This window comes from Pseudomonas sp. RT4P38, from assembly GCF_054897765.1.
On sequence record NZ_CM142703.1, the window covers coordinates 6,150,993 to 6,174,880 of the forward strand.

At 58.8% G+C, this 23,888-nt stretch carries 22 protein-coding genes and 1 pseudogene; 16 read left to right on the plus strand and 7 right to left on the minus strand.

Annotated elements, in window-relative coordinates; all coding sequences use genetic code 11:
- Positions 1 to 16 precede the first annotated feature (16 nt).
- The 3 genes from ACYZT7_RS28630 (at position 17) to ACYZT7_RS28640 (ending at position 2,972) form a co-directional block, all read left to right on the plus strand.
- Entirely contained in the window at positions 17 to 472 is a 456-nt protein-coding gene (locus ACYZT7_RS28630) for a MaoC family dehydratase (protein WP_084319697.1), read from the plus strand.
- A gap of 112 nt (positions 473 to 584) precedes the next feature.
- The gene (locus ACYZT7_RS28635; protein WP_462039121.1) at positions 585 to 2,303 is read left to right on the plus strand and encodes a C13 family peptidase; all 1,719 of its coding nucleotides are present in this window, start codon (positions 585 to 587) and stop codon (positions 2,301 to 2,303) included.
- Between the two features lie 27 nt (positions 2,304 to 2,330).
- Positions 2,331 to 2,972, plus strand: a complete 642-nt coding sequence (locus tag ACYZT7_RS28640; protein ID WP_462039122.1) for an oxidoreductase — start codon at positions 2,331 to 2,333, stop codon at positions 2,970 to 2,972.
- A 122-nt stretch (positions 2,973 to 3,094) separates the two neighbouring features.
- Here the strand turns inward: ACYZT7_RS28640 and ACYZT7_RS28645 are convergent, their stop codons facing one another.
- The 4 genes from ACYZT7_RS28645 to ACYZT7_RS28660 form a co-directional block, all read right to left on the minus strand.
- A complete protein-coding gene (locus ACYZT7_RS28645) occupies positions 3,095 to 3,379 on the minus strand; it encodes a YceK/YidQ family lipoprotein (protein ID WP_282379122.1) in 285 nt (94 codons plus the stop codon).
- Positions 3,372 to 4,004: a flavin prenyltransferase UbiX gene (gene ubiX / locus ACYZT7_RS28650; RefSeq protein WP_462039123.1), complete on the minus strand. Its 633-nt coding sequence runs from the start codon at positions 4,002 to 4,004 to the stop codon at positions 3,372 to 3,374. The genes ACYZT7_RS28645 and ubiX overlap by 8 nt, the downstream gene beginning before the upstream one ends.
- The gene (gene mpl, locus ACYZT7_RS28655) at positions 4,001 to 5,350 is read right to left on the minus strand and encodes a UDP-N-acetylmuramate:L-alanyl-gamma-D-glutamyl-meso-diaminopimelate ligase (RefSeq protein ID WP_462039124.1); all 1,350 of its coding nucleotides are present in this window, start codon (positions 5,348 to 5,350) and stop codon (positions 4,001 to 4,003) included. Before mpl ends, ubiX begins: the two co-directional genes overlap by 4 nt.
- A 268-nt stretch (positions 5,351 to 5,618) precedes the next feature.
- Complete coding sequence (locus ACYZT7_RS28660) at positions 5,619 to 7,532, minus strand: sigma-54-dependent Fis family transcriptional regulator (protein WP_462039125.1); 1,914 nt, start codon at positions 7,530 to 7,532, stop codon at positions 5,619 to 5,621.
- 302 nt (positions 7,533 to 7,834) lie between these two features.
- Between ACYZT7_RS28660 and exaC the strand changes: the two genes are divergently transcribed.
- The 9 genes from exaC (at position 7,835) to ACYZT7_RS28705 (ending at position 17,167) form a co-directional block, all read left to right on the plus strand.
- Positions 7,835 to 9,355, plus strand: coding sequence for an acetaldehyde dehydrogenase ExaC (gene exaC, locus ACYZT7_RS28665; protein ID WP_059402117.1), 1,521 nt, complete (start codon positions 7,835 to 7,837; stop codon positions 9,353 to 9,355).
- 117 nt (positions 9,356 to 9,472) lie between these two features.
- Positions 9,473 to 10,921, plus strand: coding sequence for an ethanolamine permease (gene eat, locus ACYZT7_RS28670; protein WP_462039126.1), 1,449 nt, complete (start codon positions 9,473 to 9,475; stop codon positions 10,919 to 10,921).
- A gap of 51 nt (positions 10,922 to 10,972) precedes the next feature.
- Entirely contained in the window at positions 10,973 to 12,367 is a 1,395-nt protein-coding gene (locus tag ACYZT7_RS28675) for an ethanolamine ammonia-lyase subunit EutB (protein WP_462039127.1), read from the plus strand.
- A gap of 8 nt (positions 12,368 to 12,375) precedes the next feature.
- On the plus strand, positions 12,376 to 13,200 hold the full coding sequence (gene eutC / locus ACYZT7_RS28680) for an ethanolamine ammonia-lyase subunit EutC (RefSeq protein ID WP_462039128.1): 825 nt from the start codon (positions 12,376 to 12,378) through the stop codon (positions 13,198 to 13,200).
- Positions 13,201 to 13,318: 118 nt separating this feature from the next.
- Positions 13,319 to 13,780 (plus strand): GNAT family N-acetyltransferase, encoded by a 462-nt coding sequence (locus ACYZT7_RS28685; RefSeq protein ID WP_095130795.1) that lies wholly within the window; start codon positions 13,319 to 13,321, stop codon positions 13,778 to 13,780.
- A gap of 294 nt (positions 13,781 to 14,074) precedes the next feature.
- Positions 14,075 to 14,731 carry a DedA family protein gene (locus ACYZT7_RS28690; protein WP_462039129.1) on the plus strand — a complete coding sequence of 219 codons (657 nt, stop codon included), beginning with the start codon at positions 14,075 to 14,077 and terminating at the stop codon, positions 14,729 to 14,731.
- A gap of 6 nt (positions 14,732 to 14,737) precedes the next feature.
- Positions 14,738 to 15,550 (plus strand): M90 family metallopeptidase, encoded by an 813-nt coding sequence (locus tag ACYZT7_RS28695; RefSeq protein WP_462039130.1) that lies wholly within the window; start codon positions 14,738 to 14,740, stop codon positions 15,548 to 15,550.
- Positions 15,551 to 15,663: 113 nt separating this feature from the next.
- Positions 15,664 to 16,191 carry an inorganic diphosphatase gene (gene ppa, locus ACYZT7_RS28700; RefSeq protein ID WP_028620880.1) on the plus strand — a complete coding sequence of 176 codons (528 nt, stop codon included), beginning with the start codon at positions 15,664 to 15,666 and terminating at the stop codon, positions 16,189 to 16,191.
- 223 nt (positions 16,192 to 16,414) lie between these two features.
- Positions 16,415 to 17,167, plus strand: coding sequence for a S24 family peptidase (locus ACYZT7_RS28705; RefSeq protein WP_462039131.1), 753 nt, complete (start codon positions 16,415 to 16,417; stop codon positions 17,165 to 17,167).
- Positions 17,168 to 17,574: 407 nt separating this feature from the next.
- On the opposite strand, the pseudogene ACYZT7_RS28710 reads toward ACYZT7_RS28705, so the two are convergent.
- Positions 17,575 to 17,787, minus strand: a pseudogene (locus ACYZT7_RS28710) (PDDEXK nuclease domain-containing protein); the annotation flags it as partial.
- A 199-nt stretch (positions 17,788 to 17,986) separates the two neighbouring features.
- Here ACYZT7_RS28710 and ACYZT7_RS28715 point away from each other — a divergent pair.
- From ACYZT7_RS28715 to darG, 4 genes are all read left to right on the plus strand, one after another.
- Positions 17,987 to 18,907, plus strand: coding sequence for a restriction endonuclease (locus tag ACYZT7_RS28715; protein WP_462039132.1), 921 nt, complete (start codon positions 17,987 to 17,989; stop codon positions 18,905 to 18,907).
- Between the two features lie 191 nt (positions 18,908 to 19,098).
- Positions 19,099 to 19,671: a DarT ssDNA thymidine ADP-ribosyltransferase family protein gene (locus ACYZT7_RS28720; RefSeq protein WP_462039133.1), complete on the plus strand. Its 573-nt coding sequence runs from the start codon at positions 19,099 to 19,101 to the stop codon at positions 19,669 to 19,671.
- Entirely contained in the window at positions 19,668 to 20,312 is a 645-nt protein-coding gene (gene darT, locus ACYZT7_RS28725) for a type II toxin-antitoxin system toxin DNA ADP-ribosyl transferase DarT (RefSeq protein ID WP_462039134.1), read from the plus strand. The genes ACYZT7_RS28720 and darT overlap by 4 nt, the downstream gene beginning before the upstream one ends.
- Positions 20,309 to 21,397 carry a type II toxin-antitoxin system antitoxin DNA ADP-ribosyl glycohydrolase DarG gene (gene darG, locus ACYZT7_RS28730; protein WP_462039135.1) on the plus strand — a complete coding sequence of 363 codons (1,089 nt, stop codon included), beginning with the start codon at positions 20,309 to 20,311 and terminating at the stop codon, positions 21,395 to 21,397. Before darT ends, darG begins: the two co-directional genes overlap by 4 nt.
- A gap of 51 nt (positions 21,398 to 21,448) precedes the next feature.
- Here the strand turns inward: darG and ACYZT7_RS28735 are convergent, their stop codons facing one another.
- On the minus strand, positions 21,449 to 22,264 hold the full coding sequence (locus tag ACYZT7_RS28735; RefSeq protein ID WP_462039136.1) for a YfaP family protein: 816 nt from the start codon (positions 22,262 to 22,264) through the stop codon (positions 21,449 to 21,451).
- Between the two features lie 3 nt (positions 22,265 to 22,267).
- Entirely contained in the window at positions 22,268 to 23,887 is a 1,620-nt protein-coding gene (locus tag ACYZT7_RS28740) for a DUF2300 domain-containing protein (RefSeq protein WP_462039137.1), read from the minus strand.
- Between the last annotated feature and the right edge of the window lies 1 nt (position 23,888).

Genomic DNA, 23,888 nt, shown 5'->3' on the forward strand with positions numbered 1-23,888 from the left:
CCCAAGGAGATGCTCAATGCCCTATGTTCCCGTTGCAGAGCTCAAAGATTATGTCGGCAAGGAACTCGGACGTTCCGAATGGCTCACCATCGATCAGGAGCGCATCAACCTGTTCGCCGAAGCCACAGGGGATTATCAGTTCATCCACGTCGACCCGGTCAAAGCCGCGCAAACGCCATTTGGCAGCACCATTGCACACGGTTTCCTGTCGCTGTCGCTGATCCCCAAACTGATGGAAGACATCCTCATCCTGCCTGAAGGGGCGAAGATGGTGGTCAACTATGGCTTGGACAGCGTACGTTTCATCCAGCCAGTGAAGGTCAACTCCAGGGTTCGACTCAAGGTCGACATGAACGAAGTCACCGAGAAGAAACCCGGCCAATGGCTGCTCAAAGCCACCGCCACGCTTGAGATCGAAGGCTCGGACAAACCGGCCTACATCGCCGAGCCACTGTCCCTCTGCTTCGTGTAAACCATCCCGGATGCGAAGCAGCTCACGCTGTTTCGCGCCCTCTCCTGTTTTCCGGCTATATAAGGTTATAGAGCTGCGGCATACTCGCTCGCTTAATTGCCCGGATCCCGCTATGCGCTCACTTGCACTCCTCGCTCTGACCCTATTGCTCACCGCTTGCGGCGACGGCGAATCGCTATTGCCCCCCGACGCCCGATTGCCGGACGGCGGACGCTATCGCGGTGAACTGGTCAACGGATTGCTGCAAGGCCAGGGCCGTATCGACTACCCGAACGGCAGCTGGTACGCCGGCGACTTCGACAAGGGCCAATGGCATGGCCAGGGTGAGTGGCACGGCAGCAACGGCGAAGTCTATCGCGGGGAATTCAATCAAGGGCTGTTCGACGGCAAGGGCACACTGACCACCAGCGGCAGCAGCTTTACCGGCGGCTTCAAAGCCGGTCGACGGGACGGCGAAGGCACCCTCAAAGAAAACGGTATGACCTACCGCGGTGAATTCAAGGCCGATCAATATTCAGGGCTCGGTCGTCTCGAACTCGAAGACGGCAGCTCATATCAGGGCCAGTTTGCCCACGGCAAACCCAATGGCGAAGGCCAGCGCGGCGACGCCAGCGGCAATCAGTTCACCGGGCATTTCGTCGACGGTCAGCTCGAAGGCAATGGGACGTTCAACAGCGCCGACGGCGATATCTATGTCGGCGGCTTCAAGAACAACCAACTGCACGGCAAGGGCCGCTACGAGAACGCCGACGGTGATGTCTGGCTCGGTCAGTTCAAGGAAGGATCGCTGAACGGCAAGGGCGAGTTGATCGGCGCCGACGGCAGCCATTACATCGGCCAGTTCAGCGACTGGCGCTTCACCGGCCAAGGTCGATTGAACCTGTCCGACGGCAGCTTCTACATCGGCCAATTCGACAGTGACAGTTACTCGGGGCACGGCACCCTGGTGCTGACTGACGGCACGGTGCAAAACGGTACGTGGATCAATGGCCAGCGTGTTCGCGATGCCGATGGCAAGCTGCTGCCCGACAGCCTGGAACTCGGTTTGCTGGCCCAGGGCCGTTTGCTCGACGATGCACTGTCCAACGTGCCGGCTTCGACCCCGGCAGTCGAGTTGTACACCCTGACACTCGGCGGTGACGGCAAGCAAAGCGTGTTCCTGCGCGAATCCGATTATGTCAGCAACATGCTCAGCAGCCGCTTTGGTGCATTTGGCCAGCTCCGTCTGGTGAACCATCGCGACCACCTCGTCGACCGACCGATGGCCACCCGGGAAAACCTGCGCCGCGCCGCCGCCACCCTGGCCGAACGCAGCGGCCCGGAAGATTTGATCTTCATCTACATGACCAGTCACGGCACCAGCGAACACGAACTGGTGCTCGACCAGCCGCGCATGGAACTGTCCGACCTGCCGGCCGACGAACTCGCCGCGGTGCTCTCTCCGCTGAAAAACCGCGACAAGATCATCGTGATTTCGTCCTGCTACTCCGGTGGTTTCATCCCCGCTCTCAAGGATGAACGCACGCTGATCATGACTGCCTCGCGCGCTGACCGTGTGTCCTTCGGCTGCTCGGAAGAAGCCAACTTCACCTACTTCGGCGACGCGCTGTTCGCCCAGGCACTGAACCAGACCGACGATCTGGAGCAAGCCTTCAAACTGGCCAGGGCCACCGTCGCCGAGCGCGAACTCGCGGACAGCTTCGAAGCCTCCGAGCCGCAGATCTGGGCACCGAAAACCGTCCTCTCCCACTGGCAGCTGTTACGCAAACAGCAGGCACGAAAAGCACTACAAAGTGTCTCTATCAGCAGCAAGGATGCGAAGAGCAACTAAGCTGAACAGTATCAGGGGGGAAACACTATGTACTTGACGCCTCAGCACGTATTGCTTGCCGGAGCTACCGGGTTAACCGGTGAACATTTGCTTGATCGTCTGCTCAATGAGCCAACGATTTCAAGGGTATTGGCCCCCTCACGCCGGCCATTGGCCGAACACCCCCATCTTGATAACCCTGTCGGCGACCCGGCGGTGTTCCTGCCGCAATTGAACGGCCGCGTCGACATCGCCTACTGCTGCCTCGGCACCACCCTCAAGCAGGCCGGTTCGGAGCAGGCGTTTCGCGCGGTGGACCTGGACATGGTGGTGGCGTTCGCCAAACGTGCACGAGAGATGGGCGCACGGCACTTGATCGTGATCAGTGCCTTGGGGGCCGATCGGAGATCCTCGATTTTCTACAACAGGGTCAAAGGCGAGATGGAATACGCACTGCGCGCACAGGATTGGCCGCAGCTGACCATTTGCCGACCTTCGTTGCTGCTGGGCGAGCGACTCGAACCGCGCATGGCCGAGCAATTCGCCGGGCCATTGTCGCGCTTGATCCCCGGCAAATACCGCGGCATAGAAGCCTGCCAACTGGCGCGGGCGATGTGGCGACTGGCACTGGAAGAGCAGGATGGGGTGCGGATTGTCGAGTCGGATGAGTTGCGCAAGTTAGGTAAATAACGCCCTACAAAGATCGTTCCCACGCTCTGCGTGGGAATGCAGCCCGGGACGCTCCGCGTCCCAATGCGGACGCAGAGCGTCCATTGAGGCATTCCCACGCGGAGCGTGGGAACGATCAAATGCTACAACCCACCCGTCGCCTGAAAACTCACCCCGATCACCGTCAGCACCGACAGCGGCAACAGCAGCGTGTCGAGCAACGCACTGGCCGGCAGGTCGATACCCGGATAGCTCGGGGCTTCGGCACCGAAGCGGTCCATGGCGCAGCAGCCGCCATTCATGGCATACAAATCCAGACGCGTCCCCGAATACACCACTGGCGCCCCAGGCTTGGCGGCATCAAGCGTTCGCGCCGTGGCGCAGCCAGCCAATTGCAACGCCAGCACAATCGTCAACAGCTTATTCATCGCTGGTCAGATGGTGTTCGCCCCAACGCGGCAGCATGTCCTGGGGAATGTTCAGCAGATTAAGAATTCGCGCCACGACGAAATCGATCAGGTCGTCGATGGTTTGCGGCTGATGATAAAAACCTGGCGACGCCGGCAAAATCGTCACACCCATGTTCGACAGCTTGAGCATGTTCTCCAGATGGATGCTTGAATACGGCGCCTCCCGCGGCACCAGAATCAGCTGACGGCGCTCCTTCAAGGTGACGTCGGCAGCACGCTCGATCAGGTTATTGCAGGCTCCCGTCGCGATGGCCGACAAGGTCCCCGTTGAACACGGCACCACCACCATCGCCGCCGGCGAGCCGGAGCCCGAGGCTACCGGTGACATCCAGTCTTCCTTGCCATACACGCGAATCTGCCCGGCGGCAGCGCCGGTGTACTCGGTGAGGAAGGCCTGCATCATTTGGGTTTTCGGCGGCAACGTAACATCCGTCTCGGTGGCCATCACCAGTTGCGCAGCCTTGGAGATCAGGAAATGCACCTCGCGGTCTTCGCGTACCAGACAGTCCAGCAGGCGCAAACCATATTGAGCGCCGGAAGCGCCGGTCATCGCCAGCGTGATGCGTTCCGGGCTGTTGTTCATTGCAGCGCCTCGGCCAGTTTGCCGTGCAGGCCGCCGAAGCCGCCATTGCTCATGATCACCACGTGAGTGCCGGGCTGGGCCTGGCTCTTCACACGCTCGATGATGCCTTCCAGCGAATCGCTGACGATCGACGGTACCGTGCACAACGTGGCGGTAGCCCCCAGATCCCAACCCAGGTTGGCCGGCGCGTACCAGATCACCTGATCGGCATCGACCACGCTTTCCGGCAAGCCGTCGCGGTGAGCACCGAGTTTCATGGAGTTGGAGCGCGGCTCGATGATCGCAATCAGCGGTGCATCGCCGATGCGCTTGCGCAGGCCATCGAGGGTCGTCGCAATAGCCGTCGGATGGTGAGCGAAGTCGTCGTAAATGGTAATGCCACGGACCTCCGCGACTTTCTCCATCCGACGCTTGACGCTTTTGAATGCGCTCAGAGCAGCGATGCCCATGGACGGCACCACGCCGACATGGCGGGCGGCAGCCAATGTGGCCAAGGCGTTGGCGACGTTGTGCTGACCGGTCATGTCCCACTCGACCACACCTTGGGCAACACCTTCGAACATCACTTCGAACTTCGAACCGTCTTCGCTGTGCAGTTTGACCTGCCATTGACCGCCGGCACCGGTGGTTTGCACCGGGGTCCAGCAGCCCATCTCGATCACTCGCTGCAATGCAGGCTCGGTGGTCGGATGGATCACCAGGCCTTCGCTCGGGATGGTCCGCACCAAATGGTGGAATTGGCGCTCAATGGCTGGCAGATCGGGGAAGATGTCGGCGTGATCGTATTCCAGATTGTTCAGGATAGCCGTGCGCGGGCGGTAGTGAACGAACTTGGAACGCTTGTCGAAGAACGCGCTGTCGTACTCGTCGGCTTCGATCACGAAGAACGGTGTGTCGCCCAAGCGAGCGGACACCGAGAAGTTTTGCGGCACGCCGCCGATCAGGAAACCCGGGCTCATGCCCGCGTGCTCGAGCACCCAGGCGAGCATGCTGCTGGTGGTGGTTTTGCCGTGAGTACCGGCGACGGCCAGCACCCAACGACCTTGCAGCACGTGATCTGACAGCCATTGCGGGCCGGAGACGTACGGCAGGCCTTTATTCAGCACGTATTCGACAGCCGGGTTGCCGCGGGACATTGCATTGCCGATCACCACCAGATCCGGTGCCGGATCGAGCTGCACCGGGTCGTAGCCTTGGGTCAACTCAATGCCCTGAGCCTCAAGCTGAGTGCTCATCGGCGGATAGACGTTGGCATCGGAGCCCGTCACGTGATGGCCCAGCTCTTTGGCCAGAACCGCCATCGAACCCATGAAAGTGCCGCAGATACCAAGAATATGAATGTGCATTAGTCGACCTCGTAAAACATGGCCGCAGGTTAGCGTAGGGTGGGGAAAATCGCACTCTTTAGCTGATGGCTTGAGATCCACCCCTCACCCCAGCCCTCTCCCCACGGGGGAGAGGGGGAAAGGGAGCCGATCTCCGTGCTTTTCAGAACCTGAGTTCGACGCGGAATCTCAGGTCGCAATGCCTCGGCCAAACAACTCGGTTAGCCCCCTCTCCCTACGGGCGGTCCGACGTTTCGGGAGGGTTAGGGTGAGGGTTGGATTTACCTGCCTACCGCTCAATCCCGTGTTTACGCAGTTTTCTGTAAAGGGTGTTACGGCTGACGCCAAGTTGTTCAGCCGTATGAGTCATATGCCAGCGCGTCTGTTCCAGCGCATTCAGCAACGCCAGCCGCTCAGCGTCATCCAGCGGATAGTCCGACGGCTCTTCAACGGCAACAACCGGAACCGGCCGGACCTGACGAATCATCACCGGCAAATCCTCCAACCCAATCCGCCCACCGTCGCACAACGCCGCTAACGTACGCAGCACATTGCGCAACTGCCGCACGTTCCCCGGCCAGGCGAAGGCCAGCAACGCCTGGCGTGCCGGACCGTCGATCAATACAGTTTCCCCGCCCGCCTCTTCGGCCAACAAAAAGTCGAGCAACTGGGACTTATCACTGCGATCACGCAACGCCGGTAAAGCAACTTCCAGCCCATTGAGCCGGTAATACAAATCTTCGCGGAAGCTCCCGTCCTGCACCCGCCCCAGCAAATCACGGTGAGTAGCGCTGATAATCCGCACATTGACCGATTCCGGCTCGCCGCCGATCGGCACCACCTGTCGATCTTCCAGCACCCTTAATAGCCGGGTCTGCAAGGCCAGGGGCATGTCGCCGATTTCATCGAGAAACAAGGTCCCGCCATCGGCCTGCTGCAACTTGCCGCGCATGCCTTCCTTGCGAGCACCGGTAAAGCTGCCGCCGCGATAGCCAAACAGTTCGCTCTCGATCAGACTTTCAGGGATGGCGGCGCAGTTAAGCGCGACGAAGGCTTTTTCTGCTCGCAGGCTGGCCTGGTGGACAGCTTTGGCAAACGCTTCTTTGCCGGATCCGGTTTCGCCGTTGATCAGTAGCGGTACGTCCCGTTCGAACACACGCAAGGATTTGCGGAAGTCTTCCTGCAACCCGGTGTCGCCCAGACAAATGCCCGCCAAGCGCGGAGGTTCGACGATCACCGGGCTTTGCACCACCGGCACAGGAATGCTGCGCGGCTGCCCACGCAACACGGCAAACAGACTCCGCCCGTCGCGCGTGCGCAACGGCCAACTGGCGCTGGCATTGACGCTGGCGCGGCCGAGCAACTCATCCAGCGAGCAGTCGAAAAACGCCTCCACCGGTTTGCCCAGCAACCCACCGCGAATATGCCCCAGCAGGTTCAGCGCACTTTGGTTGACCGCGCTGATCCGCCCCTCCCCGTCAAACGCCAGCAACCCTTCGCTGAACAACCCGACGGATTCGGCCTGAAGGTGAAAACGCAGCAGCCATTGATTGTCGAAATAACGCAGGAAATAGCAGCTCTCGATCATCTTCGCCGAAAGATTGACCAGGGCCATGGTGTGGAACTGACTTTGACGAGAGACCTCGTGGCGCGCCGAGGACACGTCGAGCACCGCCAGCAGTTCGCCGTGAGGGTCGAACACCGGGCTCGCCGAGCAGGTCAGCCCGGTGTGACGGCCGCGAAAGTGCTCGTCTTGATGGATGGTCAGGGACTGACGCTCCACCAGACAGGTGCCGATGCCGTTCGTGCCTTCGCACGCTTCACTCCAGTCAGCGCCGAGCCAGAGGCCGGCGCGTTCGAATATTTTCCGTTCGGCCGGCGCGGTGACGCAATTGAGGATCACGCCGCGGGCGTCGGTCAGCAGGACCGCGTGGCCGGCACCGGAGAGTTGCTGATGAAGGCTGGTCATTTCGCTGCCGGCGATGTGCAGCACTTGCTGCAAGCGCTCGCGACTTTCCAGGACGCGGCCATGTTCCAGCACCGTCGGCGCCATGGTCAGGGCCGGGTCGAGGTGATAATCCTCAAGACAACGCAGCCAGGAACGGGCAATCGACGGATCGCTGCCGGGACCGCGCAGATGGGATTTCCCCTGAGTGACGGTCAGGACCTGCTGGGCATGGCGACTCAAATGGTTGTCGTGCATTTTCTTATTGTTCTCCCCGGGGGTTCAGCGACCCGTGCGTGAGGTGACGCCCAGCATCCTCCAGCCATCGACGCATTGCAATGCTGGCGAGACTGGCCAGTCACAGGCTGTGTCACAAGCGGTACAAAGTGTCACGTGGGCTGTACCGAAAGCGTCACAGGCAGCGTCCGCCTGTCCGACAAAAATCGCGCAAGGCTTTGATTTACCTGACCTGCAAGGCAGTGGCCCGACCTTTGCTCTACGCTTATAGCAAGCGCACATGCGCTCTCCCTTATAAGCACAAAAGCCAAGGAGAAATCACCATGCGTTACGCTCACCCCGGTACTGAAGGCGCTATCGTTTCGTTCAAGAGCAAATACGGTAACTACATCGGCGGCGAGTTCGTCGCGCCTGTTAAAGGTCAGTACTTCACCAATACCTCGCCAGTGAATGGCCAACCGATTGCCGAATTCCCGCGCTCCACGGCCGAAGACATCGACAAAGCTCTGGACGCTGCCCACGCCGCCGCCGATGCCTGGGGCGCCACGTCCGTCCAGGCTCGCTCGCTGGTGCTGCTGAAAATCGCCGACCGCATCGAACAGAACCTGGAAGTCCTGGCAATCACCGAATCCTGGGACAACGGCAAAGCGGTGCGTGAAACCCTCAACGCCGACATCCCGCTGGCAGCCGACCACTTCCGCTACTTCGCCGGTTGCATCCGCGCCCAGGAAGGCAGTGCCGCCGAGATCGATGGCAACACTGTGGCCTATCACATCCATGAACCGCTGGGCGTGGTCGGGCAGATCATCCCGTGGAACTTCCCGATCCTGATGGCCGCCTGGAAACTCGCCCCGGCCCTGGCGGCCGGTAACTGCGTGGTGCTCAAGCCTGCCGAACAAACGCCACTGGGCATTACCGTGCTGATGGAGCTGATCGGCGACCTGCTGCCGCCGGGCGTGCTGAACGTCGTGCAAGGCTTCGGCAAAGAAGCCGGCGAAGCGCTGGCCACCAGCAAACGCATTGCCAAGATCGCCTTCACCGGCTCGACCCCGGTCGGCTCGCACATCATGAAATGCGCCGCCGAAAACATCATTCCGTCCACCGTGGAGCTGGGTGGCAAGTCGCCGAACATCTTCTTCGCCGACATCATGCAAGCCGAAGAAACCTTCATCGAAAAAGCCGCCGAAGGCCTGGTGCTGGCGTTCTTCAACCAAGGCGAAGTCTGCACCTGCCCATCCCGCGCGCTGGTGCAAGAGTCGATCTACGACGACTTCATGAAAGTCGTGATGAAAAAAGTCCTGTCGATCAAACGTGGCGACCCGCTGGACACCGACACCATGGTCGGCGCCCAGGCGTCCGAGCAGCAATTCGACAAAATCCTTTCGTACCTGGAAATCGCCAAGGGCGAAGGCGCCGAGCTGCTGACCGGCGGCAAGGTGGAAAAACTCGAGGGCAACCTGGCGACCGGGTATTACATCCAGCCGACCCTGCTCAAGGGCACCAACAAAATGCGTGTGTTCCAGGAAGAAATCTTTGGCCCGGTAGTGAGCATCACCACCTTCAAGGACGAAGCCGAAGCCTTGGCGATTGCCAACGACACCGAGTTCGGCCTCGGTGCCGGTCTCTGGACCCGCGACATCAACCGCGCCTATCGCATGGGCCGCGCCATCAAGGCCGGTCGTGTGTGGACCAACTGCTACCACCTGTACCCGGCGCACGCCGCGTTCGGCGGTTACAAAAAATCCGGCGTCGGTCGTGAAACCCACAAAATGATGCTCGACCACTATCAGCAGACCAAAAACCTGCTGGTGAGCTACGACATCAATCCGTTGGGCTTCTTCTAAAAGCGTCTGTCGCAGGCAAGCCACTCTCCTTGTGGGAGTGAGCTTGCTTGCACATTGCGCCTTCGCGCCATCCCGGCAACCACGCCGGTCAAAAACAATAAGAACAGGTGAACCCCTATGCCTAGCGATCAAGCCAGCGTGCAGCCGGCTACCTCCTCGGTCGACTTTGAAAAAGTCGGCTCCGACTATTTCCAGCAACGGGAACTAAAAAAAGGTGCAGCAGGCTGGGTCCTGCTGGTGGGTCTGGGCGTGGCGTACGTCATCTCCGGCGATTACGCGGGTTGGAACTTCGGCCTGGCCCAAGGTGGCTGGGGCGGCATGTTTCTCGCCACGTTGCTGATGGCGACCATGTACCTGTGTATGTGCTTTTCCTTGGCGGAACTGTCGTCAATGATCCCTACCGCCGGTGGCGGCTACGGTTTTGCCCGCAGTGCGTTCGGCCCTTGGGGCGGGTTCCTGACCGGAACCGCAATCCTGATCGAATATGCCATCGCACCAGCAGCGATTGCGGTGTTTATCGGTGCCTATTGCGAGTCGCTGTTCGGCATCGGTGGCTGGATGATTTACCTGGCGTTCTACATCATTTTTATCGCCATCCACATTTTCGGGGTCGGCGAAGCCCTGAAACTGATGTTCGTCATCACCGCCGTCGCCGCCCTGGCGCTGGGAGTGTTTCTGGTGGCGATGGTGCCGCACTTCAGCGTCGCCAACCTGCTCGACATCCCGGTGACTGAGGCCAAGGGCGCCAGCAGCTTCCTGCCGTTCGGTTACGTCGGCGTGTGGGCGGCCATTCCCTACGCGATCTGGTTTTTCCTGGCTGTCGAAGGAGTGCCACTGGCGGCGGAAGAAACCAAAAATCCGAAACGCGACCTGCCCCGTGGACTGATTGGCGCAATGCTGGTGCTGGTGACCTTTGCCCTGCTGATTCTGGTAATCGGCCCGGGCGGTGCGGGCGCCAATGCACTGCTGACATCGGGTAATCCGTTGGTCGAAGCATTAAGCAAGGCCTATGGCGGCTCGACCTGGATGGGCCACTTTGTCAATCTGGTAGGCCTGGCCGGGCTGATCGCCAGTTTCTTCTCGATCATCTACGCCTACTCGCGGCAGATCTTTGCGCTGTCCCGCGCCGGCTACCTGCCGCGCAAACTGTCAGAAACCAACAAAAGCAAGGCTCCCGTATTGGCACTGATTATTCCCGGCATCATCGGATTCGGCTTGTCGCTGACCGGTCAGGGTGACTTGCTGATTCTGGTGGCAGTGTTCGGCGCGACCATTTCCTACGTCCTGATGATGGCGGCGCACATCACACTGCGCATTCGACGCCCCAAAATGGATCGGCCATACCGCACGCCGGGCGGTATCTTCACCTCGGGTGTAGCGTTGGTGCTGGCTTGCATCGCCGTGGTGGCGGGTTTTCTGGTAGACCCACGCGTGGTGATTGGCGCTGCGATCATCTATGGAGTGTTAATTGCTTACTTTGCTTTCTACAGTCGGCATCACTTGGTAGCAGGCACGCCCGAAGAAGAATTCGCGGCCATTCAGAACGCTGAAAAAGCCCTGCACTAACGGCCAGAAATCACGGCGCAGGCCCTGTCTGCGCCGTCACGGAGAATCTGTATGGCAAGTTTTGCTCACACGGTCGGCGCCCAGACCTATCGCTTCGAGAGCCTCAAGGACGTCATGGCCAAGGCCAGTCCGGCGCGATCCGGGGACTTTCTGGCCGGCGTCGCCGCCCTCAACGATGGCGAACGTGTGGCTGCGCAGATGGCCCTCGCCAACATCCCGCTCAGCCACTTCCTGCAAGAAGTACTCATTCCTTACGAGGCCGATGAAGTCACCCGACTGATCATCGACACTCACGACAAACAAGCCTTCGCGACTGTCAGCCACCTCACCGTCGGCGGTTTTCGCGACTGGCTGCTCAGCGATGCCGCCGACGAACAGAGCCTGCGCGCCCTCGCGCCAGGCCTGACCCCGGAAATGGCCGCCGCCGTGTCGAAGATCATGCGCGTGCAGGATCTGGTGCTGGTGGCGCAGAAAATCCGCGTGGTCACCCAGTTCCGCGGCACGATAGGCCTGCGCGGTCGGCTATCCACCCGCCTGCAACCCAATCACCCCACCGACGAACCGGCCGGTATCGCCGCGAGCATTCTCGACGGCCTGCTGTACGGTAACGGCGACGCGATGATCGGCATCAACCCGGCCACCGACAGCATCGCCTCGATCTGCGCCATGCTGGAAATGCTCGATGCAATTATCCAACGCTACGAGATTCCGACCCAGGCCTGCGTGCTGACGCATGTCACCACGTCCATTGAGGCAATAAATCGCGGCGTTCCGCTGGACCTGGTGTTCCAGTCGATCGCCGGCACCGAGGCGGCCAACGCCAGTTTCGGTATCAACCTGAACGTGCTGCAGGAAGGCTACGACGCCGGTTTGAGCCTGAATCGCGGCACGCTGGGCCAAAATCTGATGTATTTCGAAACGGGTCAGGGCAGCGCCCTGTCAGCCAACGCCCACCACGGCATCGATCAACAGACCTGCGAAACCCGCGCCTACGCTGTGGCGCGCCATTTCAAACCGTTTCTGGTGAACACGGTTGTAGGGTTTATCGGCCCGGAATACCTCTACAACGGTAAACAGATCATCCGCGCCGGCCTCGAAGACCACTTCTGCGGCAAGCTTCTGGGCGTGCCCATGGGGTGCGACATCTGTTACACCAACCACGCCGAAGCCGACCAGGACGACATGGACACCCTGCTGACCCTGCTGGGCGTGGCCGGGATCAACTTCATCATGGGCATCCCCGGCTCCGACGACATCATGCTCAACTACCAGACCACCTCGTTCCACGACGCTCTTTACGCCCGCCAGACGCTGGGCCTGAAACCGGCGCCGGAATTCGAACAATGGCTGGCAAAAATGGGCATCTTCACCCAGGCGGATGGCAAGATTCACTTCGGCGACAGCCTGCCGCCGGCTTTCCGCCAAGCGATGGCGCAACTGGGATGAGTGTTGAAATGGATAAACCACCCGTTGATCCACAGAACCCGTTGCTGGAACTGCGTCGCCTGACCCCGGCGCGGATCGCTTTGGGTAGAACTGGCACCAGCATGCCGACCAGCGCGCAGCTGGATTTCCAGTACGCCCACGCTCAGGCGCGGGATGCGGTGCACTTGCCGTTCGACCATGCGGGGCTCAGCTCACAACTGGCTGAACGCGGGCGTGCCAGTTTGCTGCTACACAGCGCCGCTACGGACCGGAACAGTTATTTGCAACGCCCCGATTTGGGGCGAAAGCTGAGTGATGAGTCGGCTCAGGCACTGCGCGATTACGCATTGGCCAATCCCGGCGGTGTCGATCTGGCAATTGTCGTTGCCGATGGGTTGTCGGCGCTGGCCGTTCATCGCCATACCCTGCCGTTTCTGGCGCGGATGGAAGATCAGATTGTGAGTGATGGCTGGTCCGTCTCACCGGTCATTCTGGTGGAACAGGGTCGGGTCGCCGTAGCCGACGAGATCGGTGAACTGCTGGGTGCAAAAATGGTGGTAATCCTGATCGGCGAACGCCCTGGCCTCAGTTCCCCGGACAGCCTGGGGCTGTATTTCACCTACAATCCAAAGGTCGGGCTGACGGATGCCTATCGCAACTGTATCTCCAACGTCCGACTCGAAGGCCTGAGTTACGGCATGGCGGCACACCGTTTGCTGTATTTGATGCGCGAAGCCTGCCGACGGCAGTTGTCAGGGGTCAATTTGAAGGACGAAGCCCAGATTCTGACACTAGAGTCGGACGCAGGAGCGGACATGAAAGGTAATTTCCTACTGAGTTCGTCGGATGCCTGAACCGTTTCCGCATTGCGTTTCTGATCCAGTTTCAGGCAGGATCGAAACACGGCCGCCCGAGTGAGAACCGTTCGCCGTCACAGTACGTGAAGACAGCCACTTGAAGACGAGACCTACCATGCGGATTATTCAAGCGACCCTCGAACACCTGGACCTGTTGACCCCGTTGTTCGTCAAATATCGCGAGTTTTATGGCTCCCTGGCTTATCCGGACTCGTCCCGAGCGTTCCTTGAAAAGCGCCTGCGTCGCAAGGAGTCGGTGATCTACCTGGCCCTGGCCGATGACGACAGCAACAAACTGATGGGTTTTTGTCAGTTGTATCCGAGCTTTTCGTCCCTTTCGCTGAAGCGCGTGTGGATCCTCAACGACATCTACGTCGCCGAAGAGGCCCGCCGCCAGTTGGTGGCCGACAACCTCATCCGCACCGCGAAGAAAATGGCCAAGGAAACCAACGCTGTGCGCATGCGCGTTTCCACCAGCAGCAACAACGAAGTCGCGCAGAAAACCTACGAGTCCATCGGATTCAAGGAAGACACCGAGTTCAAGAACTACGTGCTGCCGATCAGCGACGAGCTCTGATCCGCATCGAACATTGTGGGAACGAGCTTGCTCGCGATAGCTTCTCCTCGGTATGACTGATACACCGAGGTGCCTGAATCGCGAGCAAGCTCGCTCCCACAGGAATCGATTGCACCACTCCAACCGGTGAGGATCCCTAGACATCCCCCGCTACAAACTCAACGCGCTTTTCACCTCTCAGCCCGTATAATGCAGACCTTTCCGGCTTGTAAGAAAAACTACACCCGTCTGTAGCCTTTCGCGAAGTCATCCGCACAGGCCTGCCGAGTCGGGCCGCCACCTCAGGTGCTTTCCATGGATTTCAACCCGCTCGACCTTATCCTGCATCTCGATGTTTATCTCGATTTGCTGGTAAACAACTACGGGCCATGGATTTACGCCATTCTGTTCCTTGTAATCTTCTGCGAAACCGGTCTGGTGGTGATGCCGTTTCTACCGGGCGACTCCCTGCTGTTCATCGCGGGTGCCGTTGCGGCCGGCGGCGGCATGGACCCGGTGCTGCTGGGCGGCCTGCTGATGATGGCGGCGATCCTTGGCGACAGCACCAACTATGTGATCGGACGAACGGCGGGTGAGCGTTTATTCAGTAACCCGAACTCGAAAATCTTCCGCCGCGACTACCTGCAGCAAACCCACGATTTCTACGACAAACACGGCGGCAAAACCGTAACCCTGGCGCGCTTCCTGCCCATTATCCGCACCTTTGCACCGTTCGTCGCCGGTGTCGCCAAAATGCCTTACCCGCGTTTCTTCGCCTTCAGCGTCCTCGGCACCATCCTGTGGGTCGGAGGCCTGGTGACCCTCGGTTATTTCTTCGGCAACGTACCGTTCATCAAGCAAAACCTGTCGCTGCTGGTCGTGGGCATCATCCTGCTGTCGTTGGTACCGATGATCATCGGCATCATCCGCAGCCGCTTCGGCAACGCCGCGTCCAAAGCCCAATCGCGCTGATTCACCATGTGGTCCCTTAGCGCCTGGCGTCGCCGGCGCACCTTGGCCAAACACCCGATTGCCGACGACATGTGGCAGCGGGTGCGTCATCACCTGAGTTTTCTCGATGGCCTCAGCGCCGCTGAAGACCGGTGGCTGCGTGAAGCCAGCGTGCTGTTCCTCCAGGACAAACACCTGACCGCCCTGCCCGGCGTCGAACTCCACCAGGAGCAGCGCCTGCTGCTTGCCGTCCAGGCGCAACTGCCGTTGCTACATCTCGGCAATCTGAACTGGTATCAGGGTTTCCACGAAATAGTCCTCTACCCCGACGACTTTCTCAGCCCCCAGCGCCATCGCGATGCCAGCGGCGTCGAGCACGAATGGGACGGCGAACACAGCGGCGAAGCCTGGCAACAAGGCCCGATCATCCTCGCGTGGCCCGGCGTGATGGCCAGTGGTGGCTGGGAAGGCTACAACCTGGTGATCCACGAACTCGCGCATAAACTCGACATGCTCAATGGCGACGCCAACGGCCTGCCGCCGCTACACGCTGACATGCGAGTCAGCGACTGGGCCAAGGTCATGCAAGAAGCCTACGACGATCTTGATCGACAACTGGATCGCAATCCCGACGCTGACACCGCCATCGACCCGTACGCCGCGGAAAACCCGGCTGAGTTCTTCGCGGTCACCAGCGAATACTTCTTTAGCGCCCCGGATTTGCTGCACGAGGCGTATCCTCTGGTGTATGAGCAGCTGAAGCTGTTTTATCGTCAGGACCCTCTGGCCCGGCTGCGGCAACTTCTGGCCGAAGACCCGGTCTATCAGGCACGCGACTAAGGTCTCTACGACCTCTGGTACATAGCAACGGCGGCGGAATATGCCTATAATCGCCGCCACTTTTTGGTCAATCCGGCCAAGTGTTTTTGGTCAACTAACGGGGGCACCGCCCAATGAGCTACAGCAAGATTCCGGCTGGCAAAGACCTGCCGAACGACATCTACGTCGCGATCGAGATTCCGGCCAACCACGCCCCGATCAAATACGAAATCGACAAAGACAGCGATTGCCTGTTCGTTGACCGTTTCATGGCCACCCCGATGTTCTACCCGGCCAACTACGGTTTCATCCCGAACACCCTGGCTGACGACGGTGACCCCCTCGACGTGCTGGTCGTGACCCCTTACCCGGTTGCTCCAGGTTCGGTCATCCGCGCCCGTCCGGTCGGCATCCTGCACATGACCGACGACGGCGGCGGCGATGCCAAAGTCATCGCAGTCCCGCACGACAAGCTGTCCCAGCTGTACGTCGACGTGAAGGAATACACCGATCTGCCACCTCTGCTGCTGGAACAGATCAAACACTTCTTCGAGAACTACAAAGACCTCGAAAAAGGCAAATGGGTGAAGATCGAAGGTTGGGGCGACGCAGAAGCCGCTCGCACCGAGATCATGAAGTCGGTTGCTGCCTATAAAGGCTGATAGCCGCCTCTCACGAACGGCTATAACGAAGAACCCCGGTTGATCCGGGGTTTTTTGTGGGCGTTTGAATATCACATTCAACAGCACATTTAACTGGCGGGCAAACCGGTTTTTTCTTGTTTAATTTTTACAAAAGACGTCTTACATCAAGACTTAAAATTCACGCCAGATTTGAACGTTTTGTTGAATCAAAGCCTTATGCCGCGCGGCTAGACTCGTGTTTATGAAAAAGAACAAAACCTGCGGCCCACGATTCAGAATGCTCCTGAAAGAGCTACAAATCACGACAACGAGATTTGCCGAATTCCTGGGTATTTCCGACCCTCAAACTGTCCATAACTGGTATACCCGCGGAGTTCCTGACTACCGCATGGAAGAGGTCGCCAGAAGACTGTCCGTGAACACTGAATGGCTGAAATCCGGCGAAGGACCGCAAGACGCCAGGGAATTGCATCTGATCGACGCATCCGGCAACACCTTCGACGCCCAGTCAATCCGGGGCGCCTATCGGGTCATCGAGCCAGTCGATATCGAATTACCCTTTTACAAAGAAGCGGCCACTGCCCCCGGCTCCGACAAAACCCATGTCATCAAAGACCCCAGCGAATCGATCCGCCTGCCGCGCAGCGATCTTGACTCCCTGGAAATCAACCACGCCGATGCCATCTGTGCCCGCATGGTTGGCAACAGCATGGCCGAAAAAATTGAAGACAGCTCCATCGTCGCCATCGACCGCGGGCTCACGCAAATTGTCGACGGAGAGATTTACGCAATCGAGCACGACGGCATGTTGCGCATCAAATACCTGAGCCGGGTACCAGGCAACGCGATACGCATGCGCAGCCACAACAGCTCCGAATACCCGGATGAAGTCTTCAGACCTCCGCAAATCGAAGAACAAAACATAAGGGTTCTGGGATGGGTGTTCTGGTGGTCGACCCTGAATAAACGCAGGCCACCCGTACCTTTTCTGTAACACCGCGCGGCGCCCCTTCGCGAGCAAGCCCGCTCCCACAGATACTGCGCAATCCTAGTGGGAGCGGGCTTGCTCGCGAAGGCAGCGGAACATTCACCGGAAAGTCCAGACGAAGTACCCTCGCAAGAGATCACCCGACAGCTCTACCCGGCACACCGCACTGGGAATTCCTCAAAAAAATCAGTATGCTGCGCCCCACATTTGCGCATCACCCCGCCCCGGGGCGCTGATCGCACCGACAAGGCAGATGATTTTCTCGCCAAGTCCCACAGCCGGACGCAAGATCCGGGTGTACGTTTTGAAGGCTGGCGCGGTTTACCAAAAATGATCCAAGCCAGTCCCCGAGAAGCCGGCCACAAGCCGGCTTTTTAATACCTATAAGAAAGTGATTTACGCCGGCAAATCGCTCAGGACTCTTCAGTATTCAGGGCATAAAACTCCTGTAGCTTGGCCTGCAACAGCTTCTTGTCCGGCAGTTGAGTCTGATTTTCCGCGACCAATGCCGGCGAAAGTGAGCGGCTAAGGGCGTAATCGACGACTTCATTATCTTTGCTAGCACACAGCAACCCCCCCAGTGCAGGATTTTCATGCGGTTTGCGGATATTGCGGTCCAGAGCCTCAAAGCTTGCGTATGCCAGACGGCGGATTTTATTGCGCAGGGATCTTCTGTATTACAAAACCCTTTGCCAATGCTCGAATACACAGTGGCTTACGCTTTCTCGGTGCCAACGCCTCACCGGTGAGGGCTGCCTGAGTGACCGTTAATTTATACTCGCCCGCCGATCAGCACAAAAACGTAGTCACCACAGGGAAGCGTCCATGTCCGTTCCAACTTACGATCAGTTCATCGAACCCATCCTGCGTTTTCTCGTCACCAAACCCGACGGTGCACCGACCCGGGATGCCCAGGAAGCCGCCGCAACGACGCTGCAACTGACTGAAGAGCAACGGCAAGAGCTGACCGCAAGTGGTCAGGCTACCTACAAGAACCGAGCTGGCTGGGCACACGACCGGCTCAAACGCGCCGGTCTATCCAGCTGCGCAAAACGCGGTTACTGGAAACTAACTGATGTGGGGGTGGCCTATGCCAAAGAGAATTCCACCCCCATGGCCGCCGATGAAGTGGAGCATTTAGCCATTGGCTATATGCATGTGAAACTGAAAGTCGCCGCCGACGCCGCACCGCTGGATGACCAACCTGCCGTTGAACCTGATGTGACGTCTGCCACCGCCAGCCCGGATGATCGGCTTGAACAAGCGCTCCAGGAATTGCGCGAAGCCACCGCCGCTGACCTCTTGGATAATCTATTACAGATCAGTCCCAATCGCTTCGAAGTGATCGTGCTGGATGTGCTTCATCGCCTAGGGTACGGCGCCAGTCGCAATGACCTTCAGCGTGTCGGCGGCTCTGGCGATGCCGGCATCGACGGCATTATCTCGCTCGACAAGCTGGGATTAGAGAAGGTTTACGTCCAAGCCAAGCGCTGGCAGAACACAGTGGGGCGCCCTGAGTTGCAGGCATTCTATGGCGCACTCGCCGGGCAAAAGGCCAAGCGCGGGGTGTTCATCACGACCTCCGGTTTCACGGCAAACGCGGTGGATTTCGCCAAATCGGTGGACGGTATTGTGTTGGTGGATGGCACGCGACTGGTGCATCTGATGATGGATCATGAGGTGGGCGTTACATCGCGACTGTTGCGGCTGCCGGCGCTGGATCGTGATTACTTTGATGAGGAGTGAGCAGGAGTCATTTGGCGATCAGAACATCACCCGATGACGCTTGTGGGCTTGAGTAATATCACAATAGAATCACCCTAAGCGTCCTGCCGAACCGTACTAATGTATGAGCTCTTCTCCAAGGTCGTTGTTGGCACGGAAGAATTAACAGGGATGAAGCCAGTTCAGCTTATGCATAGGTCAAGGAGACCGACATGCCGGACATCAAGGAACAAAAACTTCTCTACCACCTCACCTCGCTTGATAACCTGAGCAGCATTTTTCAGAACGGCCTGAGGCCACGAGCGCAACTCGCTGCGTTCGCAGACGTGGCTGATGCCGAAATCCTGAGAAAACGACAGACTCTTCAATTAGAGCGGTACGTCCCCTTTCACTGGTTTGCCGCGAACCCGTTCGATGGGAGCGTCCAGCGTAGTAGACCCGACTCGCAATTCGTCGTGGTCTCGGTTCATCGAAACTTCGCCATTAGAAACCGTTGGAAGGTCATTCCGCACCATCCATTGGCAAATGATGCCATTCAACTGCTCGACTACGCCGAAGGCTTCGAAGCTATCAATTGGGACGTCATGAATGTAAGGGACTACCACGATCCGCAATGCAAGAGCATCTGCATGGCAGAGTGTCTATCTCCCGACGTTGTTTCCCCTGACGATTTCTTTAAGGTTTTTGTTTCTAATGCCGAGGTTGAGGCCCTCTGCGAGGCCAAAATGCGCGAAGCCGGTGTTACTGTACAAATCGGAGTGAATCGGGGAATGTTTCTTAGATGATTTACAGCAGTCTGAATCCAGAGAAGGCTCTGATTTGGCGTATCGTCCACCGCGATAACCTGCCTTGGATTCTGGACAACGGTCTGCATTGCGCCAGCTCCGACGTGCAGGCGCCGCAGTATGTGAACATTGGCAACTCCGACTTGATCGACAAACGCCGATCTCGCCAGGTGCCTATTGCTCCAGGGGGGGGGTTGGCCGACTACGTGCCCTTCTACTTCACGCCCTTCTCTGTGATGATGAAAAACATTCACTCCGGGTGGAGCGTTCAGCAGCGTACCAATGACGAGATTGTGATCCTGGTCTCCAGCCTGTACCGCGTCGAACAGCTTGGCCTACCGTTTGTCTTCACAAACGCACATGCCTACCCGGATTGGACAGACTATTACAGTGATCTGGCGAATCTCGGCGAGATTGAGTGGTCTATCCTTCAACGGCGCGACTTCAAACGTGATCCTGATGACCCTCGAAAGATGGAGCGTTATCAGGCCGAAGCGCTGATTCACCATCACCTTCCGATTACAGGACTCCTTGGCATCATGTGCTACACCGATGCAATGAAAGAACGCATAGAGCAAGACGTCGCCGCTAGAAGCCTGACGTTGACTGTTCATGCACGTCCGGGATGGTATTTCCAATGATCAGATTTACCCAAGGCAACCTTCTGGAAGCCAAAACCGAAGCCCTCGTCAACACGGTGAATACCGTGGGCGTGATGGGCAAAGGTATCGCGTTGATGTTCAAAGAGCGCTTCTCGGAGAACTACCGTCTGTACTCGGCGGCCTGCAAGGCTGGCGAGGTAGAGACAGGCAAGGTTCACGTAACGGCGGTCAACGAACTGGAAGGTCCTCGCTGGATCGTAAACTTCCCGACCAAACGTCACTGGCGATCACCGTCGCAGATGACATGGATAACGGAAGGTTTACACGATCTGCGTCGTTTTTTGATTGAAAACCATGTGAAGTCCGTGGCGGTTCCACCGCTAGGCGCCGGTAACGGCGGTTTGAAATGGCCGGAAGTCCGCGAGCAGATTGTTGACGTCTTGAGTGATCTGGACGTCGATGTGTTGGTATTTGAGCCTTCCAACCAGTATCTGAATGTCGCCAAACGTAGCGGCGTGGAAAAACTCACTCCTGCTCGCGCACTCATTGCCGAACTGGTTCGGCGCTACTGGGTATTGGGTATGGAATGCAGCCTGCTAGAGATTCAGAAGCTAGCCTGGTTCCTTGAGCGCGCTATCGAGAAGCTACCGAACACCGAAAACCCGCTGAATCTTAAGTTTGTTGCTCATAAGTACGGGCCGTATGCCAATCGGTTGGAGCATCTGCTCAATAACCTGGATGGCAGTTACCTGCATTGCGACAAGCGCATCAGTGATGCGGGTATCAGTGACGTGATCTGGTTTGACCAAGAGCGCAAAGCTTTTCTGCAAACCTATCTAAAAACAGAGGCCAAGGAGTATTCCCAGGCCCTGGAGCGCACCGCCGAGTTAATCGACGGCTTTGAGTCCCCCTTCGGTATGGAACTGTTGGCGACTGTCGATTGGTTGCTGAGTCAGGAAAAGGTATCCCCGACTGTTCCTGCCGTGCGCGAAGCGTTGAAGTATTGGGATGGAGGAGCCGGTGCTGCAGCTCGCAAGAGCAGGCTGTTCGACGATCCGGCGCTTGATATCGCACTCAAACGCCTGACATCCAGTAGTTTCAGGCCTGAAATGTCTGCCTGTTAACTTCAATTGTCCCCGAATAATTGTCCAACAGCCCGTTGGACAATTATTTCATCACGGATAACTAAACCCCTTAACCAACGTCAACTCCCCCACCGCCCGCATCGGCACCAGAAAAGTCTCCATCTTCTCGTTCGGCGTCCCCTCCTCCGTTATCACCGTCACCTGCGCCGTGGTCAGCGGCTGAGCAGCATCCTCCTGCCCTTCCTCATCACTGCGATACCCGCCCCCGAAGTAGTTCACATAAACCAGATACTGCCCCTTGATCGGCGCGGGCATGGCGAAGATTTCCGGGCCGTATCCCGTCGTCACGTCGACATCGAGCGCCGCACCATTGGGCGCAACACGATCGCCGTACCAGATGTGTGCGCCGTCGGGGGTGATGAGGTGCAAATCCAGGTCCGTACCGTCGCTGTCCCAGGCCAGTAGCACCCGCAATTTGGCCGGAGTTGCCCCACCGCTGGCGTTAAGGAACTGCGTGCGGTGCCGTTGTTGACCATCGGGGCTGCGGACTTCAACGCTATTGCTGCCATTGGGAAACGAGAACGGCCGATCAAAGCGGCCCGCAGGATCGATCTTCAGCGGCATGCTGACGCCGTTGACGATCAACCGGCCCGGCTCACCGGACTTGGGCGTGGCTTTGATCTGCCCGGTGATGCGGGCGGTATTGGCTTGGCCCACCGGTGTGTTCACCGAAGAGGCCGGGTAGTTCACGGTTTGGCGGAAGCTTTCGCCTTCGCCTTCAGGCGCGCCGATGCGCCAGCCGCCAACGGGCGTATCAAGTTTCACGGCGCTCTCAGCCGCAAGAACTGTCGGCAGTACGCAAAAAGAACAAAGGAACAGGAAGACCTGTGGATAACGGAGTTTCATGGCCTATTCCAGCAAGAGGTGGCGGGCGAGCCCTTCGATGTAGGTTTCATCCTGGCCGTTGGGGTGTGCTTCGAAGGCCAGGTGCAGGTATTCGTGGGTCAGGTCGAGGCGGTCTTGCAGCGTCAACACACCGCGCACGTAGATGCGCTGGCGCTCGCGGTCGACATAAGGGCGACCGAAGGCCAGGCGGCAAACGGCGAAGGTGCTGACTTCGTTGTAGCCGACTTCGCTTTCAAGGCGTTGACGCCAGCCGCGGCGTTGGTTCAGTAGCCAGTCTTGCGCGGCGGGGAGTGCTTCGCAGGAGGCGACGGGATTGTCCCAACGGCTGAGGCTGGCGCGCGGATAGGCGTGGAGCAGGATGGCGTCGTAGCGTTGGCCGGCGTTGGCTTGTTCGACGGCTTGCTGCCAGGAGAGCTTGTCCGGGCCGGGTTGGTCGGAGTGGTAGGTGACGGTGCTTCCGGCGAGGACCAGGTCGCTGGTCCAGGCGGCGATGTTGCGCGATTCGGCCGTGGCCGGGCGTGGGGCGACGCGCTGGCGGTTGCTGCTGTCGTCGATACTCAGGCAATCACCATGGCGCGTTGCGTTTTGCAGCAGGTAAGTGCGGATGGCGACGGCCAGGGCTTTGGCGGCTTCGGCGGGTTCGGGCTTGGCTTCGCGCTGGAGGACGCGAGCGACGTATTCTTCGCGGTCCAGGCGGGCGACGAGCTTGTCTTTGAGCAAGAAGAGTTCGCCGTCGCTGTGGATACCGAGTTGATTGCCGTTGGTGAATTCGACGCGGTAGTCACCCTGCAACGGCCCCGACTCAACAACACGGTCTCCCGCCAGAACGCGCCCGATCGGATAGCGGGAAAACAGACCGACCTCAACACAAACACCCGCCTCTGCTGGCCATGACGACGGCAGAACAGTCGCCAGCGCCTGGCCATAATTGCGCAAGACCCCCTGACTGGTCCCTCGCCCACCCGCCCAGATCGGCGTTCCATCCACCAACCACCCAGCAAACCCACCCTGACGCGACAAAGGATCCTGATCCCCCAACCAACTCCAGGTTTTCACCCGCAACCGGCCACCGAGCTCGCCCACAACATTCCCGTCAGCCGCATTCAACACCACATCCAGCAACACCCGCCGCGCCTGATCCTGCGCCGGCATCAAGGCCAACATTCGTAGCAACTCAGTCACCGAAACCCGGATGGCAGGTTGCAACGACGGCAAATCCAGCAACCACTCCGGTGCCTGTCGCGCCTGCCAATACGTGCGCCAGTCAGCGCCAGCAATGCCCAACCGCTGCGGTTCAAAGTACAAACCGCACGACTTCACCAACGCCTGATCGCGACCAATCTTGCCGCCTGCGGTGCAGCAATAAACTTCGTCTTTCGACTGACCGCGACATTCGTAAGGCGATTCATGAGCGTCGGTATCCACCAGCCAGCCGTACACAAACAACTTCCACACACTGCCCAAAGGCGTCTGCACATCAGCAGGCAACGGCTCGCGCGCGATCACCTGAGTTCGACTCAAAGAAAGCAACTCACCTTTGAAGGCCAGCCGCAGCGGCTCGTCCTGCGCGGTTGCCAGCGCAGGGATTAAACACAGCAGCCACCAGACCAGAGGTCGGGTCATG

What these genes read in the sequence shown, in the direction of transcription:
- mpl (WP_462039124.1), bottom strand. Translation starts at nt 5,350, where the DNA reads ATGCACATTCATATTCTTGGTATCTGCGGCACTTTCATGGGTTCGATG.
- ACYZT7_RS28740 (WP_462039137.1), bottom strand. Translation starts at nt 23,887, where the DNA reads ATGACCCGACCTCTGGTCTGGTGGCTGCTGTGTTTAATCCCTGCGCTG.
- ACYZT7_RS28685 (WP_095130795.1), top strand. Translation starts at nt 13,319, where the DNA reads ATGCGGATTATTCAAGCGACCCTCGAACACCTGGACCTGTTGACCCCG.
- ACYZT7_RS28715 (WP_462039132.1), top strand. Translation starts at nt 17,987, where the DNA reads ATGTCCGTTCCAACTTACGATCAGTTCATCGAACCCATCCTGCGTTTT.
- ubiX (WP_462039123.1), bottom strand. Translation starts at nt 4,004, where the DNA reads ATGAACAACAGCCCGGAACGCATCACGCTGGCGATGACCGGCGCTTCC.
- ACYZT7_RS28735 (WP_462039136.1), bottom strand. Translation starts at nt 22,264, where the DNA reads ATGAAACTCCGTTATCCACAGGTCTTCCTGTTCCTTTGTTCTTTTTGC.
- ACYZT7_RS28675 (WP_462039127.1), top strand. Translation starts at nt 10,973, where the DNA reads ATGGCAAGTTTTGCTCACACGGTCGGCGCCCAGACCTATCGCTTCGAG.
- ACYZT7_RS28645 (WP_282379122.1), bottom strand. Translation starts at nt 3,379, where the DNA reads ATGAATAAGCTGTTGACGATTGTGCTGGCGTTGCAATTGGCTGGCTGC.
- ACYZT7_RS28635 (WP_462039121.1), top strand. Translation starts at nt 585, where the DNA reads ATGCGCTCACTTGCACTCCTCGCTCTGACCCTATTGCTCACCGCTTGC.
- ACYZT7_RS28705 (WP_462039131.1), top strand. Translation starts at nt 16,415, where the DNA reads ATGAAAAAGAACAAAACCTGCGGCCCACGATTCAGAATGCTCCTGAAA.
- ACYZT7_RS28690 (WP_462039129.1), top strand. Translation starts at nt 14,075, where the DNA reads ATGGATTTCAACCCGCTCGACCTTATCCTGCATCTCGATGTTTATCTC.
- eat (WP_462039126.1), top strand. Translation starts at nt 9,473, where the DNA reads ATGCCTAGCGATCAAGCCAGCGTGCAGCCGGCTACCTCCTCGGTCGAC.
- ACYZT7_RS28630 (WP_084319697.1), top strand. Translation starts at nt 17, where the DNA reads ATGCCCTATGTTCCCGTTGCAGAGCTCAAAGATTATGTCGGCAAGGAA.
- ACYZT7_RS28720 (WP_462039133.1), top strand. Translation starts at nt 19,099, where the DNA reads ATGCCGGACATCAAGGAACAAAAACTTCTCTACCACCTCACCTCGCTT.
- ACYZT7_RS28695 (WP_462039130.1), top strand. Translation starts at nt 14,738, where the DNA reads ATGTGGTCCCTTAGCGCCTGGCGTCGCCGGCGCACCTTGGCCAAACAC.
- ACYZT7_RS28640 (WP_462039122.1), top strand. Translation starts at nt 2,331, where the DNA reads ATGTACTTGACGCCTCAGCACGTATTGCTTGCCGGAGCTACCGGGTTA.
- exaC (WP_059402117.1), top strand. Translation starts at nt 7,835, where the DNA reads ATGCGTTACGCTCACCCCGGTACTGAAGGCGCTATCGTTTCGTTCAAG.
- darG (WP_462039135.1), top strand. Translation starts at nt 20,309, where the DNA reads ATGATCAGATTTACCCAAGGCAACCTTCTGGAAGCCAAAACCGAAGCC.
- eutC (WP_462039128.1), top strand. Translation starts at nt 12,376, where the DNA reads ATGGATAAACCACCCGTTGATCCACAGAACCCGTTGCTGGAACTGCGT.
- ppa (WP_028620880.1), top strand. Translation starts at nt 15,664, where the DNA reads ATGAGCTACAGCAAGATTCCGGCTGGCAAAGACCTGCCGAACGACATC.
- darT (WP_462039134.1), top strand. Translation starts at nt 19,668, where the DNA reads ATGATTTACAGCAGTCTGAATCCAGAGAAGGCTCTGATTTGGCGTATC.
- ACYZT7_RS28660 (WP_462039125.1), bottom strand. Translation starts at nt 7,532, where the DNA reads ATGCACGACAACCATTTGAGTCGCCATGCCCAGCAGGTCCTGACCGTC.